Annotated in this window: 20 protein-coding genes; 8 read left to right on the forward strand and 12 right to left on the reverse strand. The window is 54.0% G+C overall.

Annotated elements, in window-relative coordinates:
* Positions 1-66: 66 nt before the first annotated feature.
* The 6 genes from VB712_RS09370 to VB712_RS09395 all read right to left on the reverse strand — a co-directional run bounded on the left by VB712_RS09370 (position 67) and on the right by VB712_RS09395 (position 6,289).
* Positions 67-996, reverse strand: a complete 930-nt coding sequence (locus VB712_RS09370) for a hypothetical protein (protein WP_323254296.1) — start codon at positions 994-996, stop codon at positions 67-69.
* Positions 993-1,964 (reverse strand): hypothetical protein, encoded by a 972-nt coding sequence (locus VB712_RS09375; RefSeq protein WP_323254297.1) that lies wholly within the window; start codon positions 1,962-1,964, stop codon positions 993-995. The genes VB712_RS09370 and VB712_RS09375 overlap by 4 nt, the downstream gene beginning before the upstream one ends.
* A 152-nt stretch (positions 1,965-2,116) precedes the next feature.
* Positions 2,117-4,591, reverse strand: coding sequence for a glycogen/starch/alpha-glucan phosphorylase (locus VB712_RS09380; RefSeq protein ID WP_416236300.1), 2,475 nt, complete (start codon positions 4,589-4,591; stop codon positions 2,117-2,119).
* Between the two features lie 201 nt (positions 4,592-4,792).
* On the reverse strand, positions 4,793-5,005 hold the full coding sequence (locus VB712_RS09385) for a DUF2839 domain-containing protein (RefSeq protein WP_323254299.1): 213 nt from the start codon (positions 5,003-5,005) through the stop codon (positions 4,793-4,795).
* 69 nt (positions 5,006-5,074) lie between these two features.
* Positions 5,075-5,467: a DUF4346 domain-containing protein gene (locus tag VB712_RS09390; protein ID WP_323254300.1), complete on the reverse strand. Its 393-nt coding sequence runs from the start codon at positions 5,465-5,467 to the stop codon at positions 5,075-5,077.
* A 39-nt stretch (positions 5,468-5,506) separates the two neighbouring features.
* Positions 5,507-6,289 (reverse strand): response regulator transcription factor, encoded by a 783-nt coding sequence (locus VB712_RS09395; RefSeq protein WP_323254301.1) that lies wholly within the window; start codon positions 6,287-6,289, stop codon positions 5,507-5,509.
* Positions 6,290-6,485: 196 nt separating this feature from the next.
* Here VB712_RS09395 and alr point away from each other — a divergent pair, with 196 nt between their 5' ends.
* Both alr and VB712_RS09405 read left to right on the forward strand, forming a co-directional pair.
* Positions 6,486-7,655 (forward strand): alanine racemase, encoded by a 1,170-nt coding sequence (gene alr / locus VB712_RS09400; RefSeq protein ID WP_323254302.1) that lies wholly within the window; start codon positions 6,486-6,488, stop codon positions 7,653-7,655.
* A 22-nt stretch (positions 7,656-7,677) separates the two neighbouring features.
* Positions 7,678-9,615 (forward strand): FAD-dependent oxidoreductase, encoded by a 1,938-nt coding sequence (locus VB712_RS09405; protein ID WP_416236301.1) that lies wholly within the window; start codon positions 7,678-7,680, stop codon positions 9,613-9,615.
* Between the two features lie 143 nt (positions 9,616-9,758).
* Here the strand turns inward: VB712_RS09405 and VB712_RS09410 are convergent, their stop codons facing one another.
* The 3 genes from VB712_RS09410 to murC form a co-directional block, all read right to left on the reverse strand.
* Positions 9,759-10,103 carry a YbaB/EbfC family nucleoid-associated protein gene (locus tag VB712_RS09410; RefSeq protein WP_323254321.1) on the reverse strand — a complete coding sequence of 115 codons (345 nt, stop codon included), beginning with the start codon at positions 10,101-10,103 and terminating at the stop codon, positions 9,759-9,761.
* 125 nt (positions 10,104-10,228) lie between these two features.
* Positions 10,229-11,209: a UDP-N-acetylmuramate dehydrogenase gene (murB, locus tag VB712_RS09415; RefSeq protein ID WP_323254305.1), complete on the reverse strand. Its 981-nt coding sequence runs from the start codon at positions 11,207-11,209 to the stop codon at positions 10,229-10,231.
* Between the two features lie 91 nt (positions 11,210-11,300).
* Entirely contained in the window at positions 11,301-12,764 is a 1,464-nt protein-coding gene (gene murC / locus VB712_RS09420) for a UDP-N-acetylmuramate--L-alanine ligase (protein ID WP_323254306.1), read from the reverse strand.
* 463 nt (positions 12,765-13,227) lie between these two features.
* On the opposite strand from murC, the gene VB712_RS09425 reads away from it, so the two are divergent.
* From VB712_RS09425 to nfi, 3 genes are all read left to right on the forward strand, one after another.
* Positions 13,228-14,244, forward strand: a complete 1,017-nt coding sequence (locus tag VB712_RS09425; RefSeq protein ID WP_323254307.1) for a type I glyceraldehyde-3-phosphate dehydrogenase — start codon at positions 13,228-13,230, stop codon at positions 14,242-14,244.
* Positions 14,245-14,341: 97 nt separating this feature from the next.
* Entirely contained in the window at positions 14,342-14,896 is a 555-nt protein-coding gene (locus VB712_RS09430; protein WP_323254308.1) for a Uma2 family endonuclease, read from the forward strand.
* On the forward strand, positions 14,893-15,534 hold the full coding sequence (gene nfi, locus VB712_RS09435) for a deoxyribonuclease V (protein WP_323254309.1): 642 nt from the start codon (positions 14,893-14,895) through the stop codon (positions 15,532-15,534). The genes VB712_RS09430 and nfi overlap by 4 nt, the downstream gene beginning before the upstream one ends.
* Here nfi and VB712_RS09440 read toward each other — a convergent pair.
* Entirely contained in the window at positions 15,531-15,929 is a 399-nt protein-coding gene (locus VB712_RS09440; protein WP_323254310.1) for a hypothetical protein, read from the reverse strand. The genes nfi and VB712_RS09440 overlap by 4 nt on opposite strands.
* A 207-nt stretch (positions 15,930-16,136) precedes the next feature.
* Between VB712_RS09440 and VB712_RS09445 the strand changes: the two genes are divergently transcribed.
* Both VB712_RS09445 and VB712_RS09450 read left to right on the forward strand, forming a co-directional pair.
* Positions 16,137-16,622 (forward strand): J domain-containing protein, encoded by a 486-nt coding sequence (locus VB712_RS09445; protein ID WP_323254311.1) that lies wholly within the window; start codon positions 16,137-16,139, stop codon positions 16,620-16,622.
* Positions 16,623-16,632: 10 nt separating this feature from the next.
* On the forward strand, positions 16,633-16,905 hold the full coding sequence (locus tag VB712_RS09450; protein WP_416236302.1) for a DUF3143 domain-containing protein: 273 nt from the start codon (positions 16,633-16,635) through the stop codon (positions 16,903-16,905).
* Between the two features lie 39 nt (positions 16,906-16,944).
* On the opposite strand, the gene VB712_RS09455 is transcribed toward VB712_RS09450, so the two are convergent.
* Entirely contained in the window at positions 16,945-17,457 is a 513-nt protein-coding gene (locus tag VB712_RS09455; RefSeq protein ID WP_323254313.1) for a pentapeptide repeat-containing protein, read from the reverse strand.
* A 2-nt stretch (positions 17,458-17,459) separates the two neighbouring features.
* Positions 17,460-18,929: an LCP family protein gene (locus VB712_RS09460; protein ID WP_323254314.1), complete on the reverse strand. Its 1,470-nt coding sequence runs from the start codon at positions 18,927-18,929 to the stop codon at positions 17,460-17,462.
* Positions 18,930-19,156: 227 nt separating this feature from the next.
* Here VB712_RS09460 and VB712_RS09465 point away from each other — a divergent pair, with 227 nt between their 5' ends.
* Positions 19,157-20,215: a mannose-1-phosphate guanylyltransferase gene (locus VB712_RS09465; RefSeq protein WP_323254315.1), complete on the forward strand. Its 1,059-nt coding sequence runs from the start codon at positions 19,157-19,159 to the stop codon at positions 20,213-20,215.
* Positions 20,216-20,220: the final 5 nt, after the last annotated feature.

Raw genomic sequence — 20,220 nt, forward strand, 5'->3', positions numbered from 1 at the left:
ACTGGTTGCCATCACTTCCGAGATTTTACGGAGGAATTGAAACAGAGGGGCAAAGGAGCCAAAAAGCTACAAAGAATAGATTTGGCCATCCAGTAAAATGCGTGTGATCCCCTTCGCTTGTAAATAAACACGGGTTTTTTCAAACAGCTTACTATCGGGAACTTTAATCACTCGATGCGATCGCTGCTGAGAAAATCGCCGGGCCACCCGATGATTATCAAAAATGGGTAACGTCCGTTGGCCCGTTTCATCGGAGGGAATGGCCCCCAAATCGCCAAATTCATGGAGGGGGCGGGTAATCAGTTCCGCCATGCGGTCAATCACCAGATAACAAGTACGGGGCAGGGTAGCGCGGGAAAGGGGTAGGACTTCCACCTCCGTAGGGGAAGATACGGACGGGGAAAATTCCGCAGGATCCTCGTCGTCTTCATCATCATCGTCCTCCTCCTCATCCCAATCGCCATCATCATCAAATTCATCATCCTCATCCCCCAAAGGATTGACGTTATCCTCCAAAATATCTGCGATCGCCTCCTCCGGTTCCTGCTCCTGCTCTGGGGTTGAGGTGCTATTAACCCCCGTTGTAATAATACGACGGGCTTTTTTCGGCATGACGATCGGGTTCAAGTCAACGGATTCAGTCTCCGTCGGCGTGGACACCTTGGGTTCAGGGGCAATCGGTTCGGGAAAAATGACGGCTTCCGGTGGAGGGGATGGCCGCTTTTGTGGCTTCGGTGTCGCCGATTGAACAGGTTCCTCATCCTGATGGGTATATTGCTTTAACACCGTTGCCGCTCCATTGGGGGTGCGGCTCAGGCGTTTTTGTTGGATCAGGTGTTCATATTCCTGTTCATTCAAACGACTTTTGAGAAAGCGACTAATGGTCGAACTACTCACACTAAAGCGTTCCGCCAGCGTTGAGGTGGTCTCATGGGGGGTTTGATACAGGGTGAGAATTTCCTGCTTATCGGACTCCGTTAACTTTCTGGGACTCATGCTTCTTCTGCGGTAGCGGTGGCTCGTCTGCGCCGACTCTTACGGGGCCGACTAGAAATTTCAAATTCGAGCGCGGCTCCAATGGCTAATAAGATACCACTAAAGACGAAAAACACCTCGATAAAGCCGCCACTGGTATAGTCTGGCAGGGTAGCTGCATATTTAAACCACATATCTGCAAGATATTTGGCCAGAGCAGCGGCGGCAATCATCTGCCAGGAGCGGGCAAAGGTTCCCCCCCAGAAGGCAAACAGGAGCATGACGGCAATGATCAACAGTGCCACGTCAGAGATGATGTAAAAAGAGTTGATCGGGCTGGCAAACTCTTCCAGGGTTGCTTGGAGGTGATCGACCCAGACCGGCACAGGGTGGGCGGGGGCTGATTCCTCCGGCTCATCGGCCAGTACCACTTCAATGCTAGAACTGACGGGTTCGGGGAGTTCAACGGCGGCGGCGGGTTGGGCGATCGCAATCCACACCGCTAGGGCGATACCCGCCAAGGCAATAATACTCAGGGTAATCCACTGCCAAACCGCTAAACTTAAACGCTTCGAGAGTACCGCCAGCACCATGCCAACGCCCAGGGAAATATAAAAGACCATGTAAAACAAATCAGCGGGGGATACCTCCGGGTCAAGTTCCCAATAGATTTCCCAAAATCCAAAAATCACATCAGCAATGAAGTAGGCCAAAATTCCCAAGCCAATGCCCAGCCAGACGTTGCGACCGCTGGCAATCTTCGGACTTTGCCAGTTGCGATAACAGAGGGCAACCCCGGCTACGAAGGGGACACATTCAGCGACATAGGTTCCCCAGAGATACCACAGGGTTTCTTCTACCTCCGGCTGTACCACACTCAGCAGGAAAAAACCTAGGGACAGTACGCCCCAGACAATACCGGCAATAATCACAGTCTTGCTGGCCGGCCAAGATTGGGATTCCGATGGGTTGTCAACAGAGCTAGTCATAGGTTACTCAGTGAGGTGGACGGTTCTGTAATCCGGCGGATAGGGTGCAACGGGGTGCGCAACCCTTTCCTATATTAATCCAAGAAATGCCCCAGACAAGGCTGGGGCATTTTTTCGCGAAATCGGGGTAGGATACCTACCCCCACCGATGGCTATTGAAGCAACCCGGCACTTTCTTGGTTGTACTCCTCTAGCTCAATGGTGACGGGCTTGGCGTTCCAAATTTCCGTCACATATTCATGGATGGTGCGATCGCTGGAGAACTTACCCATGCGAGCGGCATTGAGGATTGACATCCGCGTCCAGCGGTCTTGATCCAAATAGGCCGCCCCCACCTTGACCTGACATTCCAGATAGGCCCGGAAATCCGCCATCAACATATATTGATCATGGTAGAGCAGGGAATCAATCAGGGGTTTAAACAGATCGCGGTTGCCGTGGGAGAAATACCCCGAAGCAATGCGATCGATCACGCCCCGCAGTTCCGCATCATTGTGGTAATAGGCCATGGGGTTATAGCCCTGCATTTTCATCGCCGCCACTTCTTCCGCCGTTAAACCAAACAGGAAAAAGTTTTCCGGCCCGGCTTCTTCGCGAATTTCAATATTCGCGCCGTCCAACGTGCCGATGGTCAGCGCCCCATTCATGGCAAACTTCATATTTCCCGTCCCGGAGGCTTCTTTGCCAGCGGTAGAAATTTGCTCAGAGAGATCAGCGGCGGGGTAAATTTTTTCCCCTAGGGAAACATTGAAGTTGGCTAGAAACACCACCTTGAGGCGATCGCGCACATCGGGATCTTTATTGACAATCTCCGCCACCGCATTCACCAGCTTAATCACCAACTTAGCCATAAAATAGCCCGGAGCCGCCTTACCGCCAAAAATAAACGTATAGGGGACAATCTCCACCGCTGGATTTTGCTTAATGCGGTTGTACAGCGCGATGATGTGCAGCACATTCAACAACTGGCGTTTATATTCGTGAATCCGCTTCACCTGCACATCAAAAATTGAATTGGGATTCACCTCAATATTGTTCTTTTTCCAGATGTAGTCCGCTAAGTCCTGTTTATTCGCGGCCTTGATCCTTCGCCATTCCTCACAAAACTGGGGATCATCAATGAATTGCTCCAGTTTACGCATTTCATCGAGATTTTTCACCCAGTCCATGCCAATGCGATCCTTCATCAGCTTTGCTAACCGGGGGTTACAGAGCAACACCCAGCGGCGAGGGGTCACGCCATTGGTTTTGTTGATGAATTTATCGGGCCACAGTTGGGCAAAATGCTTCAGCGTATCCTGCTTGAGCAACTCCGTATGCAACGCTGCCACCCCATTGATGGCATGGCTGCCTACACAGGCTAAATTAGCCATGCGGACAGATTTGTGATCCCCTTCTTCAATAATGGAGAGTTGACTGAGTAACCCCTTATCTTTCGGGAACCAGGTGCGAATATCTTCGAGGAAACGATGGTTAATTTCATAGATGATCTCTAAATGGCGCGGCAACAGCGTGCCAAACAGATCCACAGACCACCGTTCTAAGGCTTCCGGCATCAACGTATGGTTGGTATAGGCCAGGGTTTTTTGGGTAATGTACCAAGCCTTATCCCAATCCATATTGTGCTCATCCACCAACAGACGCATCAGTTCCGCCACACTCACCGCTGGGTGGGTGTCGTTCAACTGAATGGCGAAATGCTCATGGAGATTGTCCAGACTGGGATTAATCCGCAGATGGCGGCGGATAATGTCTTGCAGGGATGCGGAGACAAAGAAATATTGCTGTTCGAGGCGCAATTGCCGCCCTTGGGGGGTGTTGTCGTTGGGATACAGAACTTTAGAGATATTCTCGGAGGACATTTTGCTGGCCACCGCGCCATCGTAGTCCCCAGCGTTAAAGGCATCAAAGTTGAAGTCTTTATCTTCCCCTGCCTCTGCCCGCCACAGCCGTAGGGGATTCACCGTGTTCGTGTTAAAGCCGGGAACCGGCGTGTCGTAGGGAATGGCGGTGATGGTGCGATCCGCAACCCAGGTGACTTTGGGCTGGCCTTTCTCGTTGTGGGCCATTTCCGTATGGCCACCGAGTTTCACCGCTACCGTGGCTTCCGGGCGGGGAATTTCCCAAGGATTACCATAGCGCAACCATTTATCGGGAATTTCCACCTGCCAACCATCACGGATCTGTTGGTGGAAAATGCCAAATTCGTAGCGGATGCCGTAGCCAATGGCGGGAATTTCTAAATTGGCGAGGGAATCGAGGAAGCAGGCGGCGAGTCGCCCTAGGCCGCCGTTACCGAGGCCGGGATCATGTTCTTGATCGAGGATTTCACCCCAGTTGAGGCCGGCATCTTCGATCACTTTTTTCATGTCCTCGTAGATGCCGAGGTTGATCATGTTGTTTTCCAAATGGCGGCCCATGAGGAATTCGGCGGAGAAGTAGCAAACGACTTTGACGTTTTGCTCTTCGTAGGTGTTCATCGTTTTGATGAAGCGGTGGATGAGGCGATCGCGCACTGTATAGGCCAGAGCCATATAGAAGTCGTTCGCCGTAGCCCAGCGATAGTATTTGCCTTGGATGTAAAACAAATTATCGGCAAAAGCCCGCTTCAGGGTCTCCGGACTCATACCAGTCCGGTCATCTTCAACCCGAATTTGGACGGTTTCTTTGGGGGGAATATTCGTTTGCACGGGAATTGCTTGCTCCTAAATCCGGCAGTGCTTGGATTTATTGTGCCGTGATCTGGGCAATCATGTGTGCTTCTTAATACTCTCTTTGAGTCATCGAGTCATTTAGGACGCTCTGATCGAGAGATTGGCCCCATGGGTTTAATAGACTTCCCACCAGCCAAAGGCAGGGCCAATGAAGCGGATCACGAACCAACCTGTAGCTAAGGTGCCGATCCCAATCCAGGCTCCCCGGGTGGTGATCTTCATGAATTGCTCAGATTGGCTTTTGGTGATCGGGATCCACGGCAAAATTCGGGATTCTTGGCCGTACTTTTCACCGAGGGATGCTTTGCGACGTTTGGATTCACCCATGATCGTTTCGATAGTGAGGTTGGGGTTTATGATATCAAACCCTGGGGTTGGGGGGATAGGAAACGGGGTTTAGTCTTGGATGTAGTCGGTTCCTTGGATGAGGGCGAGTTCGGCGCGGACGAATTCTCGGCCCAAGTAGAGGGCATGATCCAAACGGGAGAGGGGACAGGGTTGAGCCTGCTCGGTGATTTTCATGCCCAGTTCTTTGGCGGTGCGGCCCGTGAAGGTGGCGGTGGGGGTGCGCTGGACTTTGCCCCGCACGGGGATGGGTTTGCCGGTCTCAGGGTCGAGGGCGAGGCCTTTTTCGCTGATCGTGTTGGTGTAGTGGGCGGCACAGATTAAACCGGCTTCCCGATTGAGGAAGATGATGAAGTAACCATCGGGATCGAGGTCAATGAATCGCTTGGAGAGTTGGTCGTCGAGGGCCGCTAAGTCTGTGGCCTGGGGGGAAGATTGCACCATGGGCATTCAATGAAACAGTCCGGCTCCCCATTGTACCAATTAGCGGCCAGCGGGGACGGGGACGGGGGCGGGCGATCGCCCCAAGTTATGGCTGGTTTCTCCCTCGGTTTTCAGTACGTCAATATTGAAGCAGTAGCCGACGTTGCGGACGGTTTGGATTAAGCTCGGCCGGTCAGTGCGATCCGCGCTAGCGTACCCATCGCTCTGAGGAACGAGTTTTTTCCGCAAGGAAAGGACGTGGGTGTCAATGGTGCGGGGATTATCAATGGCATCGGGCCAAGCACGATGGAGGAGTTCTGAACGGCTCAGAGGTGCGCCTTCGGCTTGGGCAAGGACGTAAAGGAGGCTAAATTCTTGGGGGGTGAGGTCAATATAGCGACCGTAGAGATGCACCCGCCGCTGAACGAGATCAATGCTCAAATCGCCATAGTTCAACAACAGGGGTACGCTGGTGACGCGACAACGGCGCAACAAGGCATCCACCCGCGCCATTAATTCCTGCATCCCAAAGGGTTTCTTTAAATAGTCATCGGCTCCGGCCTTCAGGCCGGTGACGACATCGTGACTACTGTCTTTGGCGGAAAGGATGAGTACGAGGGATTGTCGCTGCTGGAACAGCCATTGACAGAGTTCTAAGCCATTGCCATCGGGGAGATCTGGCTCCAGGATCACCAAAGGGGGCTGATGGCGGTTGAGGAATTCCCGCGCTTGCTGCAAACTGGCAGCTTGGTGGATGCGATAGCCCGCCTGTTGGAGATGCCAACCGAGGAGCGATCGCAAATGGGGATTACTTTCGATGATGAGTATTTGACCTGAACCCACGGAGCCAAACCTACCAAGTGCGCAATGTCTCCTTACCATAACAAAGACTGTTACAAAATGTTGTAACACTGGCTACGAGTTAATTTCCGAGGCTGAAAGGCCAGCATTCTCTGAAATTCAAGCTAGACTAACCCCTAATTAACCCGGATGGGGTTTGCTCCCTTTCGGATGTGGTGTGAGTTTGAGTTTTGCAGCCATGGTACTACATTATCGAAATCCCCAAACCCTGACAGCGGCAGAAGATCAACGGGCTTGGGTGGAAATTGACCTCGATGCGTTACGGTGCAATGTTCGGCAGATTTTGAGCATTTTGCAACCGGGGACAGCATTGATGGCGGTGGTGAAGGCGGATGCCTATGGCCATGGGGTGATCCCCATTGCCCGCACGGTGTTGGGGGCGGGGGCGCAACGGTTGGCGGTGGCCACCTCCCAGGAGGGGATCGCATTGCGCCAAGCGGGGATCACTGCGCCGATTTTGGTGTTGGGGGCGATTCACCGTCGCGATGAAATTGAGGCGATCGCCGATTTCAACTTAGAACCTACCCTCTGCACCCCCCAACAGGCCCTCACCCTTTCCCAGGTGTTGGAGGATTTGGATCAAACCCTGCCGGTACATCTCAATATTGATACGGGGATGTCGCGGTTGGGGACACCCTGGCAGGAGGCTCTAGCTCTGGTGCAATGGGTGCAACGCTTGCCCCGCTTGGCGTTGGCCAGCGTCTATTCCCACTTTGCCACCGCCGATGACCCTGATCCCCAGTTCATGAATTGCCAACATCAGCGTTTTCAGGCCATGGTGGCGGAATTGCGATCGCACCAGATCCATCCCCCTGCTCTGCACATTGCCAACTCTGCGGCCCTATTGAGTGATTCCAACCTGCATTACGATTGGGTACGGGCTGGTTTAGCTCTTTATGGCCTTTATCCCGCCCCCCATTTAGCCCACACTATCCCGCTAAAACCCGTGATGACGGTGCGGGCGCGGATTACCCAGGTGAAGCAAATTCCCGCCGGAACAGGGGTGAGCTATGGCCATCATTATGTGAGCGATCGCCCCATTACCTTAGCTGTCGTTGGCATTGGCTATGCCGATGGTATCCCCCGGCTCCTCAGTCAGAAAATGCAGGGGTTACTGCGGGGGGAATGGGTGGCGCAAATTGGCGCAATTACGATGGATCAATTGATGATTGATGTGAGCGATTTTCCTGATGTGAAGCCGGGGGAAGTGGTGACGCTCCTGGGCCAGGATGGCAAGCGGCACATCACCGCTGAAGATTGGGCAAACCTGATAGGTACGATTAGCTGGGAAATCCTCTGTGGATTTAAGCAACGTTTACCCAGGGTTTATCGGGATGGGGAGAGCTAGAGCCATTGGTTTGAGTTTATTGATGATTTTCGGGGGGGTAATCCCTCCCGCTTGGGGACAATCGGAGCAGGTGGTGGCCTGCGAGATCCTGATTGCTGGGGGAGGATTAGCAGGAACCGCCGCCGCCTATGAGGCCCTGTTAGCGGGGCGCACCGTTTGTTTAACGGAAATCACCGATTGGATCGGGGGTCAAATTTCCGCCCAAGGCACATCGGCCTTGGATGAACGTACCACCCAACGGCAACAGAACTTTTTCCCCCGTGGCTATCAAGACCTGCGATCGCGCCTCGCCCACCATTATGGCCGCCTCAATCCCGGTAACTGTTGGGTGAGTGAGGCTTGCTTTTTGCCCGCCGATGGCGATCGCCTCCTCCAGGAAATGCTCACCGCAGCAGCCCGCAAGGGCCGGGGCAAACTCCACTGGTTCCCCAATACCGTAATTAAAGATTTAGAGATGGGGGAAAGCAGGATTGAGGGGGCGATCGCCATCCAACACCGGCCCGCCCCCGGCACAACACCGTTAAACACAGAACCCCTTTCCGCCATCCTCCTTGATGCCTACGATCCCCAACCTTCCCCCCGCCTGAATAAAACCCTGATCCGCTTTGTCCCCGCTGGAGAGCATTGGATTGTTATTGAAGCCACCGAAACCGGCGAACTCCTCCCCCTCGCCCAAGTCCCCTACCGCCTCGGCATCGATCCCCGCTCCCCCCTCGAACCTTCTGCATCTAGCCCCACCCCCGACCCCTACTGCACCCAAGGCTTCACCTACACCTTCGCCATGGAGGCCACCGCCGACCCCCAACCCCAAACGCCGCCCCCCTTCTATAACCGCTACGCCCCCTACTACAGCTACGAACTGCCCCGCCTCGCCAATTTCAATCTCGTCTTCACCTACCGCCGCATTTGGGATCACAACCTCAACCGTACCGGCACGCGCCAGGATAACCGCCTCAGTGTCAGCCCTGGGGATATCTCGATGCAAAACTGGACTTGGGGCAATGATTATCGCCCCGGCACGGCGGAGGATAATCTGATCTATACCCATGAGCAGCTTCAGGCCTTGGGGCAACTGGAGCCGGGGCAATGGCAGGGGGGCTTAAGGGTGGTAACGCTCCAAGCTGCTGAAGAGTTAGCCCTCAGTTACTACTATTGGCTCGTGGCAGGAACCACTGATTCCCAATTGGGGGACGGCGTGAAACAGCCCCACCCCAACCACCGCTATCTCCAAGGCTTTGAGAGTCCCATGGGTACAGCCCACGGTTTATCGAAATACCCCTATATGCGGGAGGGCCGCCGCATCATCGGCCGCCCTAGTCCTGGTTATCCCGATGGTTTTGCCGTCGCAGAAATTGATATTAGTCGCACCGATTATGAGCAGTCTTTTTATCGGGAAACCCTCAGTTCCGCCACCTATCGCGCCCTGCGCACGTTCCTCGCTGGCCGTCAAACCGCCGTCGTCGTCGCTAACCAAACCCCCTACCCCACGGCCCCGATCCGTCGTCGCGCCGCCATTTTCCCCGATGCTGTGGGCATTGGTCATTATGCGATCGACTTTCACCCCTGCATGGCCTTGAGTCCGCCGGAAAAGCCGGGTAATTTTGAGCGGCCCGGTGAACGTCAGGGAGCCGGGGCGGCTTATCCCTTTCAGATTCCGCTACGGGCGATGATTCCCCAGGATGTGGATAATTTATTGGTGGCGGGGAAAAGTATTGCCACCAGCCATATTGCAGCGGCGGCCTATCGGGTGCATTCCTTTGAATGGTCGGCGGGGGCAGCGGCGGGGACGGTGGCGGATTTCTCGCTGCGCCATGGGATTTTGCCGCCGGTTTTGATTGAGGGTTTGCCCCGGCCGCAACCGTTGTTGCGGCAATTGCAAGGGGAGTTAGACCGGGCGGGCAATTACACCACGTTTCCCAATACATCGATCTTTAACGAAGATTGGCAACAGTGGCGATAGATGATTAAACCAATCTCGTGCCATGGCTCTGCCGTGGCACAGGGATGAGGCGGCTCTGCCGCCTGGAGGCAGAGCCTCGGAGATGGCGTTACTTGGCAGAGCCAAGTAACGAGTTGGAACGAGTGGGATCCAGCAATGGGATTTTACAAACCGGGCAAATTTAAGCCGCTGGTGAGTTCTTCCATCCGTTCCCGCATCGTTTGGGTGGATTTATCGTAGGCATCCATCATGGCTTCAAACACCATTTTGGACAATTCTTCAGCCCCAACTTCGAGGCCCGCAGGGGTAATTTCGACGCGGCGGGGTTCTTGGTTGCCGCTCAGAACCACCGTGACGGTTCCTGCTTCGTTGTGGCCGAAAATCTCCATTTGCTCTAGCTCATCTTGGAGCTTTTTGGCATCTTGCTGCACCTGCTGGGCTTTTTTGAAGGCTTCGGTAAGTTCCTTCATTTTGCCCAGACCAAAACCAAATCCTTTTCCTTGCGTCATACCTAATTTCTGTTGGGGATGATTGTACTGACCCTGACGATTGTAATGGATTGTCGCCGCCATCGCCGGCCTTGGGAGGGGATTAATGGGCGATCGCCTCCCCTCCAATGCTGATGGCCATGGCCTTAAGCCACGCTAAATTCCCCTAAAACCTTCACCTCTGGCCGCAGGGTTAACGACCAATGTTTTTCCACTTGGCTCTGGACATGGCGAATAATTTCAAAAATATCCTGGGCTTTGGCGTTGCCGCAGTTGAGGATGAAATTGGCATGGCGATGGGCCACTTGAGCGCCGCCAATTTGGAACCCCTTGAGGCCAATTTGCTCGATCAGCCAGCCAGCGGTATAGGGGTCGGGGTTACGGAAGACGCTGCCACAACTGGGGAGGTGGTAGGGCTGGGATTGTTTGCGGTTTTGGAGGTTTTGGTTAGTGAGGGCCATGACTTCGCTGCGGCTGCCTCCAAGTTGGAGTTGGAAGGTGGCCCGGAGCACAAGGCGGCGATCGCCCTGCAAACTGGAATGGCGATAGCGATAGTGAAAATCTTGAGGATAGAGGGTTTCAATCCTGCCGTCGGGGTTGAGGATCTCCGCCTCGATCAAGGAATCCGCAATACAACTGTGGTGCGCTCCGGCGTTCATCACCACCGCTCCCCCTACGGTTCCGGGAATGCCCACTGCCCACTCTAGCCCCTGCCAACCCCGTTTCGCCGCCCGCCAAGCTAACCGAGGAATCGGCTCCCCCGCCCCCGCAATCACTCTGCCCGTCCCTTCATCAAACTCACTAAAGCGCAGATGGCGAGTGCTGATCACTAAACCGGGCAGGCCGCGATCGCTAATTAACAAATTTGACCCTGCCCCTAAAAGAGTAATGGGCAGATCCCGTGCATCTGCCCAAGCAAAACAGGCTTGCAAATCGGTTTCGGTTTGGGGAGAGGCATACCATTCCGCCGGCCCACCGACGCGGAAAGAAGTAAAGCTGGCTAAGGTAACGCGGGGTTTAATCTGGCATTGTCCACCGGGAAGGTTAACCGGGTTGAGAGCATAGGTAGACGAACCAGGATAAAGATAGGTTTTCGTCGTTGCGGGAAGATCGGAGGACAGAGTCATGGCCACAATGGTTTGAAAAAGCAAAAGGTTTCAGGGCGGAAGCGGTCAACGTGCAGCCTGATGGAGCGTAATCCTAGGATGGGGAATGAACTTAAGCCAGCAACTCCGGAATGATTTGATTGAGGTTGCCTGCCCCTAAAAATAAAGCAAAATCCCCCGGAGAGAGAAAATTCTGTAGAAAATCCTTTAGCTCGGGGAGCGGGCCTTGGTAAATCACCTGAGGATGGTGTTGGGCGATCGCCGTTGCTAAGGCTTGCCCGGTAATGTTTTCCTGAGACGGTTCCCCGGCACTATAGATATCGGTGATGATCACCACATCCGCATCCTGAAAAGATTGGCTAAATTCGCTAAAAAAGGCTTGGGTGCGGCTATAGCGATGGGGTTGAAAAATGGCGATAATCCTTTGCCCCGGTTGATCCTGCACGCGCAACTTCGCCGCAGCGAGGGTGACTTGCAGTTCGCTCGGATGGTGGGCATAGTCATCAATCAAGGTGACACCGTTCACTGTGCCGCGCACTTCAAACCGGCGTTTAGCCCCAGCAAAAGTTCGCATCGCCGTGGCAATGGTGGCAAAATCCACCCCCACTTGGCGGGCCACGGCAATGGCCGCGAGGGCATTGCTCAAATTATGCTCCCCCAACAGAGGCAGGAAGAACGTTCCCAGGGATAAACCCCGCTCCCACACTTGGGCCCGGGTGCCATCGGAACCATAGATCACATCGGTGACGGTATAGGTAGCGGCACGGTCGGGCTGAATACTATAGGTAATATGGGGTTGGAGGCGATCGCGCACCGTCTCACAATCAATGCAGCCCACCAGCAGGGGGCATTGGGCGGCAAAGGTGAGGAAAATATCAACAACCTCTGACAAACTGCTGTAATGATCCGGGTGATCCAGTTCAATATTCGTGACAACGCCAATGGCTGGACTCATTTTCGCCAGGGAGCCATCGGACTCATCAGCCTCCGCTACCAAATATTGACCCTCGCCCAATCGAGCATTTCCTCCAATGGCATCCACCTCACCCCCAACCACCACCGTTGGATCTAAACCCGCTTCAAGGAGCAAGTAACCAATTAAGCTACTGGTGGTGGTTTTGCCGTGGGTTCCCGCCACCGCAATGCTTTCATACTCCTGCATCAGCGCCGCCAACACATCAGAGCGGTGAAAAATCGGGTAGCCTCGCTCTAGGGCAGCACAGTATTCTTGGTTTTCAGACCGGATTGCCGTTGAGCAAATTACTTGGGGGGGTTCGGGGGCGATCGCCATTGTCCCGAACGTTGTGCCTCTCGTTGCTGTCGCCCCAGCGGCTAGGGCCACCGTTGAATGCGATCGCGTTGCGGTCTGGAAAAATTCTAAATTTGCGGCCTCTTGCTGGTTAAAAATCCAGGCTCCGACGGATTCCAGCCTTTGAGTAATATGGGTTGAGCGTAAATCTGACCCTGAAACCGGCAGATGGCGCTTGGCCAAAATGTATGCAAGGGCAGACATGCCAATGCCGCCGATCCCGATAAAGTGAAAAGGTTTGCCTTCAAAATCAACTCTTTTGGACATTCAGTCTCCTTGCACACCACACACCGAAAGTTATTGTCGAGATGACACGCGCTCATATTATCAAGAATTGTGAATGCCCGCGCAGTCACCTTGATTTCTGTTTCTCCCCTTTATAAGGGTTATGCACCAGATTGGGCAATCTCATTTCTGGAGTAAAACCAAATATTTTTGTCCCCAGGCAGAAAAAAACTACCCTGCTCCAGCCCTCTTGATCTGCCACGTTGACCCTTGATCCGTAACCAGGAGGTTGAGTCTGCAACGGTCAAAATGAGGATTTCACCGTCTACCCCGCGATTTTTCTGCGATCAGGACATTTTTGGCCCCAAGGGCAGGAAGGCGATCGCCTCTACAGGCAAAAAAAGTTTTACCAAGAAGGCGCGGGATGGGCCAGCCTTTGCGATATGATTTGGGGTATTAAGATTCGTTTAATGTTATTGAGCTTAGAGACAGAGGGCAAGACGCAGTGATTAGAGTAGCCATCAATGGATTTGGACGTATCGGGCGCAACTTCCTCCGATGCTGGTTAGGACGGGAAAACTCCCAACTCGAAGTAGTGGGGATCAACGACACGTCAGATCCGAGAACCAACGCTCATCTTCTCAAGTATGATTCCATGCTTGGCAAGCTCGATGCGGAAATCGATGCCGATGATAATTCCCTAACCGTCAATGGCAAAACGATCAAATGTGTCTCTGATCGGAACCCCCTAAACCTACCTTGGGCAGAGTGGAACGTTGATCTGATCATCGAATCCACCGGGGTGTTTGTCACCGATGAAGGGGCTTCTAAGCACATTGCTGCTGGGGCAAAACAGATCCTGATTACCGCACCAGGGAAAGGGGCAAACATCGGTACTTATGTCATGGGTGTTAATCATCATGACTATCAACACGGTCAATATCGGGTGATCAGTAATGCCAGTTGCACCACCAACTGCATGGCCCCAATTGTCAAGGTGTTGCATGATAACTTTGGCATCATCAAAGGCACGATGACCACCACCCACAGTTACACCGGGGATCAACGGTTGCTGGATGCCAGCCACCGGGATTTACGGCGGGCGCGGGCAGCGGCCTTGAACATTGTACCCACCACCACCGGGGCCGCTAAGGCTGTGGCTTTGGTGATTCCCGAAATGCAAGGGAAGCTCAACGGCATTGCGCTGCGGGTTCCCACCCCCAACGTTTCCATTGTAGATTTGGTGGTACAGGTGGAAAAAACCACGTTTGTGGATCAGGTGAATGAAGCCCTCAAAGCAGCCGCCGATGGCCCCTTAAAGGGTTTCCTGGGCTACAACGATCTGCCCCTCGTCTCCTGCGATTATCGCGGTACAGATTACTCCTCCATTGCCGATGCTAGCCTCACGATGGTGATGGGTGGCGATATGGTGAAGGTTGTGGGCTGGTACGACAACGAATGGGGCTATTCCCAACGGGTTGTGGATTTGGCTGAACTGGTTGCCGAAAAATGGCAAGCTTAGGCTTGTTAACCTGCGGATTCACCCCAAGGATAACGCTATAATTTTTGCCAAGGACGCTAATCATTAGCGTCCTTCTTTGATCTAGGGATAAATCAAGATGGTTGCAACGGTTGCCTCAACCCAATCTTTGAGCTTGGCTGAATTTTTGGCCATGCCCCCAGGGGATCAACGCTATGAATTTTACGCAGGTGCGATCGCCCCTAAAATGGCCCCAAAGCGCATTCACGCCGGCTTACAAAAAAAATTGCTCCAACTCATTGATCCTTGGGCTGTGGATCGGGGGCATTTTTATCCCGAATGGGCTGTCCTGCTCACTAGAGAGGGCCAGCCTTGGGTTCCGGTTCCCGATCTGACCTATGTTGCCTTTGAACGCTTGGGGGCGGATTGGTTCGAGGATGAAGCCTGCCCAGTACCGCCGGATTGGGTGATGGAAATTATTTCCCCTGGTCAAAGTTTTGGGGCGATAACGGCCAAAGCTTTAGCCTACTTAGAGGCGGGGGTATTGCGGGTGTGGGTGGTGGATGGCATCAGTCAAACGATTACCGTTTTTGGCCCTGATCGCCTCCCGCAAATTTTTGGGAGGGTGGATGTGATCACCGATCCCGCCTTGCTGAGTTTCACCTTGTCTTTAACGCTGCTCTTCTCCCCATGATCGTCAATTCCTTTGCTGAAGCCAAAGCGCTACAACTGGATTGGCGATCGCGCCTCATCCTCACCGATCAACTGGGGCCGATTCACACCGTCGCGGGGTTAGATGCGGCTTTTGATCGGGAAGCCGGGATGACGAAAGGGGCGATCGCCGTCCTCCGGTTTCCAGAATTAACCCTGGTGGAGCAGGCCACGGCACAAATCCCGACGACATTCCCCTATGTTCCGGGTTTTCTCTCCTTTCGGGAAGTGCCGGCCCTGGCTCAAGCTTGGGAGCAATTAACCACAAAGCCAGATCTCTTGCTCTGTGATGGCCAAGGCTATGCCCATCCCCGCCGCTTTGGCCTCGCTTGCCATTTGGGGGTTTTGCTCGATCGCCCCGCCATTGGTGTGGCTAAATCCCGGTTTATTGGTACGCACCCAGAACCCGGCCCTGAAAAAGGCGATTGGGTTCCCCTCATGGATGGGGGGGAAAGGATTGGGGCGGTGGTGCGATCGCGCCCCCAGACGAAACCCTTGTATATTTCCGTCGGCCATAAAATCAGTTTGGAAAGGGCGATCGCCTACGTTCTGCAATGCACCCCGAAGTATCGCCTCCCCGAAACCACGCGCCAAGCTGATCGCCTCTCCAAAACCCCCTAAGCCGAAGCCGCCATCATCCCCTGAAACACCGGGGAAATATCCGCTACGGTGAGCAGGAGATGGACAGGGATGGTTCTAGGGTTGGGGGTGGGGGTGATGGGAAAGGGGAGGCGATCGAGGCAAACCCCGACCCATGAACGGCCATCGGGGCGCACCCAATCACAGGGAAACCAACGGCCCCAAGTTAAGGCTTGATCTGGGGGTGGGGATAAATGCACCAGTAACGAGCAGTAGCGACGGGCCAAATGGCCAGATAGCGGCATCGGGTAAAGGGCCGCATGGATGCCATAATCGCGATTGGCTTGAATTTCTCGTGGCTTAAACTGCACCATGAGGCGAAGGGGCAAACGGGGGAGTAGGGCCGATTGTGAGGCAAGGTGTTGAATGTGAGCCATAGAAATCCAGAAAAATTAAGGATGCACTGGGCGTATGGCTTCACCCTAACGAAGCGGTTTTAACCTTGCCAAGATCACTCTTCAGCAAAAACTGATCTTGACAAAACAATCCTAATCGGCATCACCATTTTGCCCCCTCAACACCCGCCGTCAGTGAGCGAAGCCGAACCGACGCGATACAATGGGAGGCAATTTCTTGCCCTTGCTATGTCCCAAGAGCCACCCTATACCCAATCTTTGCCCCCAGAAACCCGGATTCTCAACAGCTATTACGGCATTTTGGGGCTACATCCAGCGGCCTCCGTCGCAGAAATTCGGCGTAACTACCGGGACTTAAGCAAGAAATATCACCCCGATACCACAGCACTTCCCCAGGATGTGGCCACGGCAAAATTTCAAAAACTCAACGAAGCCTATGCCACGTTAAGCAACCCCCAACGCCGCCTCCTTTATGATGCTCAAATTGGCTATTCCCGTTGGACGGTGATTCAGCCTCAGGGGCCTGATGCCCATCATCAGGATGACCATCGCTGGCAACGGTCTGCTTACTTAGATCCCAGCGATCGCCCCCTCTCCCCTGGGGAAATGTTTGTCCTGTTGATTTTAGGCTTAACCTTTCTCGCCTGCCTCCTGCTCGCTTGGTTTGTGGCCCTCGCTCAAGGCCCAACTGCACTGCAAATTCCTACCCCCTAAACCAATGCTCATGACCCTACCCGACTCCGAAACCCCCCTCTACAATCACCCCCTGCCCAAGTTAGAGCAATGGCTTGAGGAACTGGGTTGCCAGCAAGACCGGGATCAGCTCAATCGGTGGACGGTAAAACGCCCCACCTGGGAAGCGGAAATCCTGTTTGAGGTGGAGGAGCTTTCGGTGCGCTATCTCCATGCGGGGGAGGGAACGAAGGATATTGTCCGCTCGTTTAAATATTCCTTGAGTCGCGATGATGTGGAGGCGGCGGTGTTTGCGGGGCCATGAGTCAGCGGTAGGGGCGAAAAATTTTTCGCCCTTCCATCCTTAATCTTGACAGCCGAGGCTCTCACGGGTACTCACCCCCGTCACGGGATTCACGCCCTCCGCCCGTTGGCACAATTGCACCACTTGGTAACGGTCGAGGAATGTGCCGGAGAAATCTGCGCCGGTAATTTTGGCATGGAGAAAGTGGGTGCTGCTGGCGATCGCATCGGTAAAAATCACATTCGTTAAATCTGCCTCATCGAACACGACGCGATCGGCAAAACTTTCATGCAAATTTGCCCCGGCCAAATTTGCCCCTAAAAACGTTGCTTTCGTGAGGATGGTCTGGGCCAAATTGGCCCCTTGGAAATCTGCCCGTTGAGCTTCTGCCCCGGCCAGGGAGGAGCCTTGGAGGTTTTGGCCGGCAAAGTTGCGATCGCGCAGATCCGTTAGGGTATAGTTCACCCGATTTGCCTCCGCCGCCCAAGCAGGTCGCTCCCCCAGGAGTAACCAGCCGCCGGTTAAGATCACCAGGGCGATCGCCCACAATATCCACCGCCACCCTTGCCCCATCATCATCCCCCCGTGCTTGCTGCTGCTTCCTGTTCTTGACCAAGTTTAGACATCATCTCAAACCAATCAGAACCGACACGGATCGTAATTTCCGAAGCCAGATCCCCCGTGGAATCCGCCTGAATCACGCCAAAGCCCATCGCCTCTTGAATCGCTTCCGCTGCTGCTGTATTCCCCTGCTGAACGATAATCTCACTGCGCCGCAGTAACCGGGAAGCCCGATAACGGGAATAAAAGACATTGCGGAAACCCTGCTCTGCAAGATAGCGGGCCGCTTCTTCCACAACAGCGGGGTTATTAGTGGCATTTTGCAAGCCAATGCGTACCCCCTGTAAAGAGCGATCGCCCATGGCATAGCCGGGACTGATATCGAAGAAATCCTGCATGACGCGATCGCGCCCCTGGTGGGACATAATCCAATAACTGATCCCTTCAAACTCAAATTCCTCACTGAAGCGACCGGGCAACAGCACCATCTTCACCTCATCCTTATCCAACTGCATCCCGAAGTTCACCAAAGCGAGAATCTCTTCGAGACTCATATCCGTATCCACATAGTTGATCATCGTCTGCACCACCTTGGGCAAACGGGGCAACAGGGAAGGCGTTTGGAGTCTTTCCCGCAGCGATTGCAACAACACCTGTTGCCGTTGCACCCGGCCAATATCCCCATACTCATCCATCCGGAACCGCGAAAACTGCTCCGCCTTATCCCCATCAAGGACTTGCCAACCCTTGGGTAAATTAATCTCAAGCCCCTGGGTGCGATCGGTATAAACCATCGGCTGAGGCACAAACACCTCCACCCCCCCCACCAGATCCACCAAACGGCGAAAAGCATCATTCGTCACCCGCACATAGCGGTCAATGGTGACACCATTGAGGGTTTCGCCCACCACTTCCATACTGAGTTGAGAGCCGCCGTGGGCATTGGCGGCGTTGATTTTCGTCGTGCCGACATTGGGAATCGTCACCTGGGTATCCCGGGGAATCGAGAGCATCCGCACTGAATTATCGGTGGGATCGAACCGCATTAAAATCATCGTGTCGGTGTTGCCGGTAAAGGCTGCTTCACTCCCATCTTCAGCATCGGGAACGCGATCTAACCCCATCACTAAAATATTGACCGGCCGCTCAATTTTGTATTCAAAAATCGCCGGAATGGCCGTATTTTTCGGTTCATCATCATCAAAACCATTGCCTTCAGCGGCCAATTCCCCCCCGACATTCCAGGCTTGCAACGCCGCTGGGAGCGGGCTAACCATGGCGACCGTGGCCCCGATGGTAGCGGAGAGACTCGCTGCAATCACAAAGGCACTGCCCCATAAAAACCGCTTGCCAGGGGAAACCCGTGGCGTTGGGTTAGCAACGGGGGCTGGATTGGGTTGGCTTGGAGAACTGGCTATTTGTTCATTTTCAGGGTTAATCACACTGGCCGTACCTTTAGACCGCATCTCAATGCTTTTGTTCACGCTTACCTCACCACCACAATTAGGTTTCCCGCTGGGGATACCAAAAACGAGATTCCGACAAAATGAGCCACTCATGGCGCATTATAGCGTTAGCTTGAGATTGTTTCCGGATTTTCTGCGCGAAATCGGTGAAAAGGCGACGGGGACGAGGGAAGCCGTTGCACAGCAGCGGAAATTACCCCCCAAGGGGCTAGGATAGGAGCATCCCCACAACTCGAAATGTTGTTATGAAACCATCATTAATTCCGGTGATTTTAGCAGGGGGCAAGGGCGAGCGCTTCTGGCCCTTGAGCCGTCGTCAGCGTCCAAAACAGTTTTTATGCTTGGATGGGGGCGATCGCAGTCTCCTCCAAAGCACAGCTGATCGTCTCTTGGGGATGGCTGGCGGTTGGGAGAATCTTTGGGTGATTACCGCTGAATTCGTGGCCGCTGGTGTGCGGGAACAACTCCCCCAATTGCCGGAGAGCAATTTATTAATTGAACCGGAAGGGCGCGATACGGCCCCGGCGGTGGCTTGGGCAACGTTGGAAATCGCCCAACGCTACGGAGAGGAGGCGCTGGTGGGGTTTTTCCCGGCGGATCATTGGATTGGGGATCAGGCTCGCTATGAGGCCACATTGCAGGCGGCGGCGGATTTAGCACGGCGAGAGGCGGCAATTGTGACGTTGGGGATTCGCCCCAATGCCCCCGCGACGGGCTACGGTTATATTGAGCAGGGGGAACCCACGGCGGCGGGGGATTTACCAGTGTTTAAGGTCAGCCGTTTTACGGAAAAGCCCGATGTAGCTACCGCGCAAGGATTCATTGATACGGGCCGGTTTAGTTGGAATAGTGGGATGTTTATTTTCCGAGCCGGGGTGATGTTGGCAGAACTGGCCCGCCATGCCCCTCAGGTTTTGGAACCATTGCGGGCCCAAGGTCAGGCGGCCTATGGGCAATTGGAGAAGAAGAGTATTGACTATGCCTTGATGGAAAAAACCCAGTTGGCCTATGTGTTGCCGGCGGATTTTGGTTGGGATGATTTGGGGGATTGGAATGCTCTGGAACGGCTCAACCCTAAACAGGGGGAGAATGTGGTACTGGGGCAGCATATTGGCCGGGATACCACGGGGGCGATTGTCTATGCTAGTGATCCTGATGAGGTAGTGGTGACGATTGGTTTGGAGGATGTGGTGATTGTGCGCGATCGCCAGGTCACGCTCATCGTTCCCAAACACCGCACTCAGGAGATTAAAACCCTCCTAAAAGATATTCAGGGTGACACTCAATACGATCATTTGCTCTAACCCTC

Source organism: Spirulina sp. CCNP1310 (assembly GCF_034932185.1).
Lineage (GTDB): Bacteria > Cyanobacteriota > Cyanobacteriia > Cyanobacteriales > Spirulinaceae > Spirulina.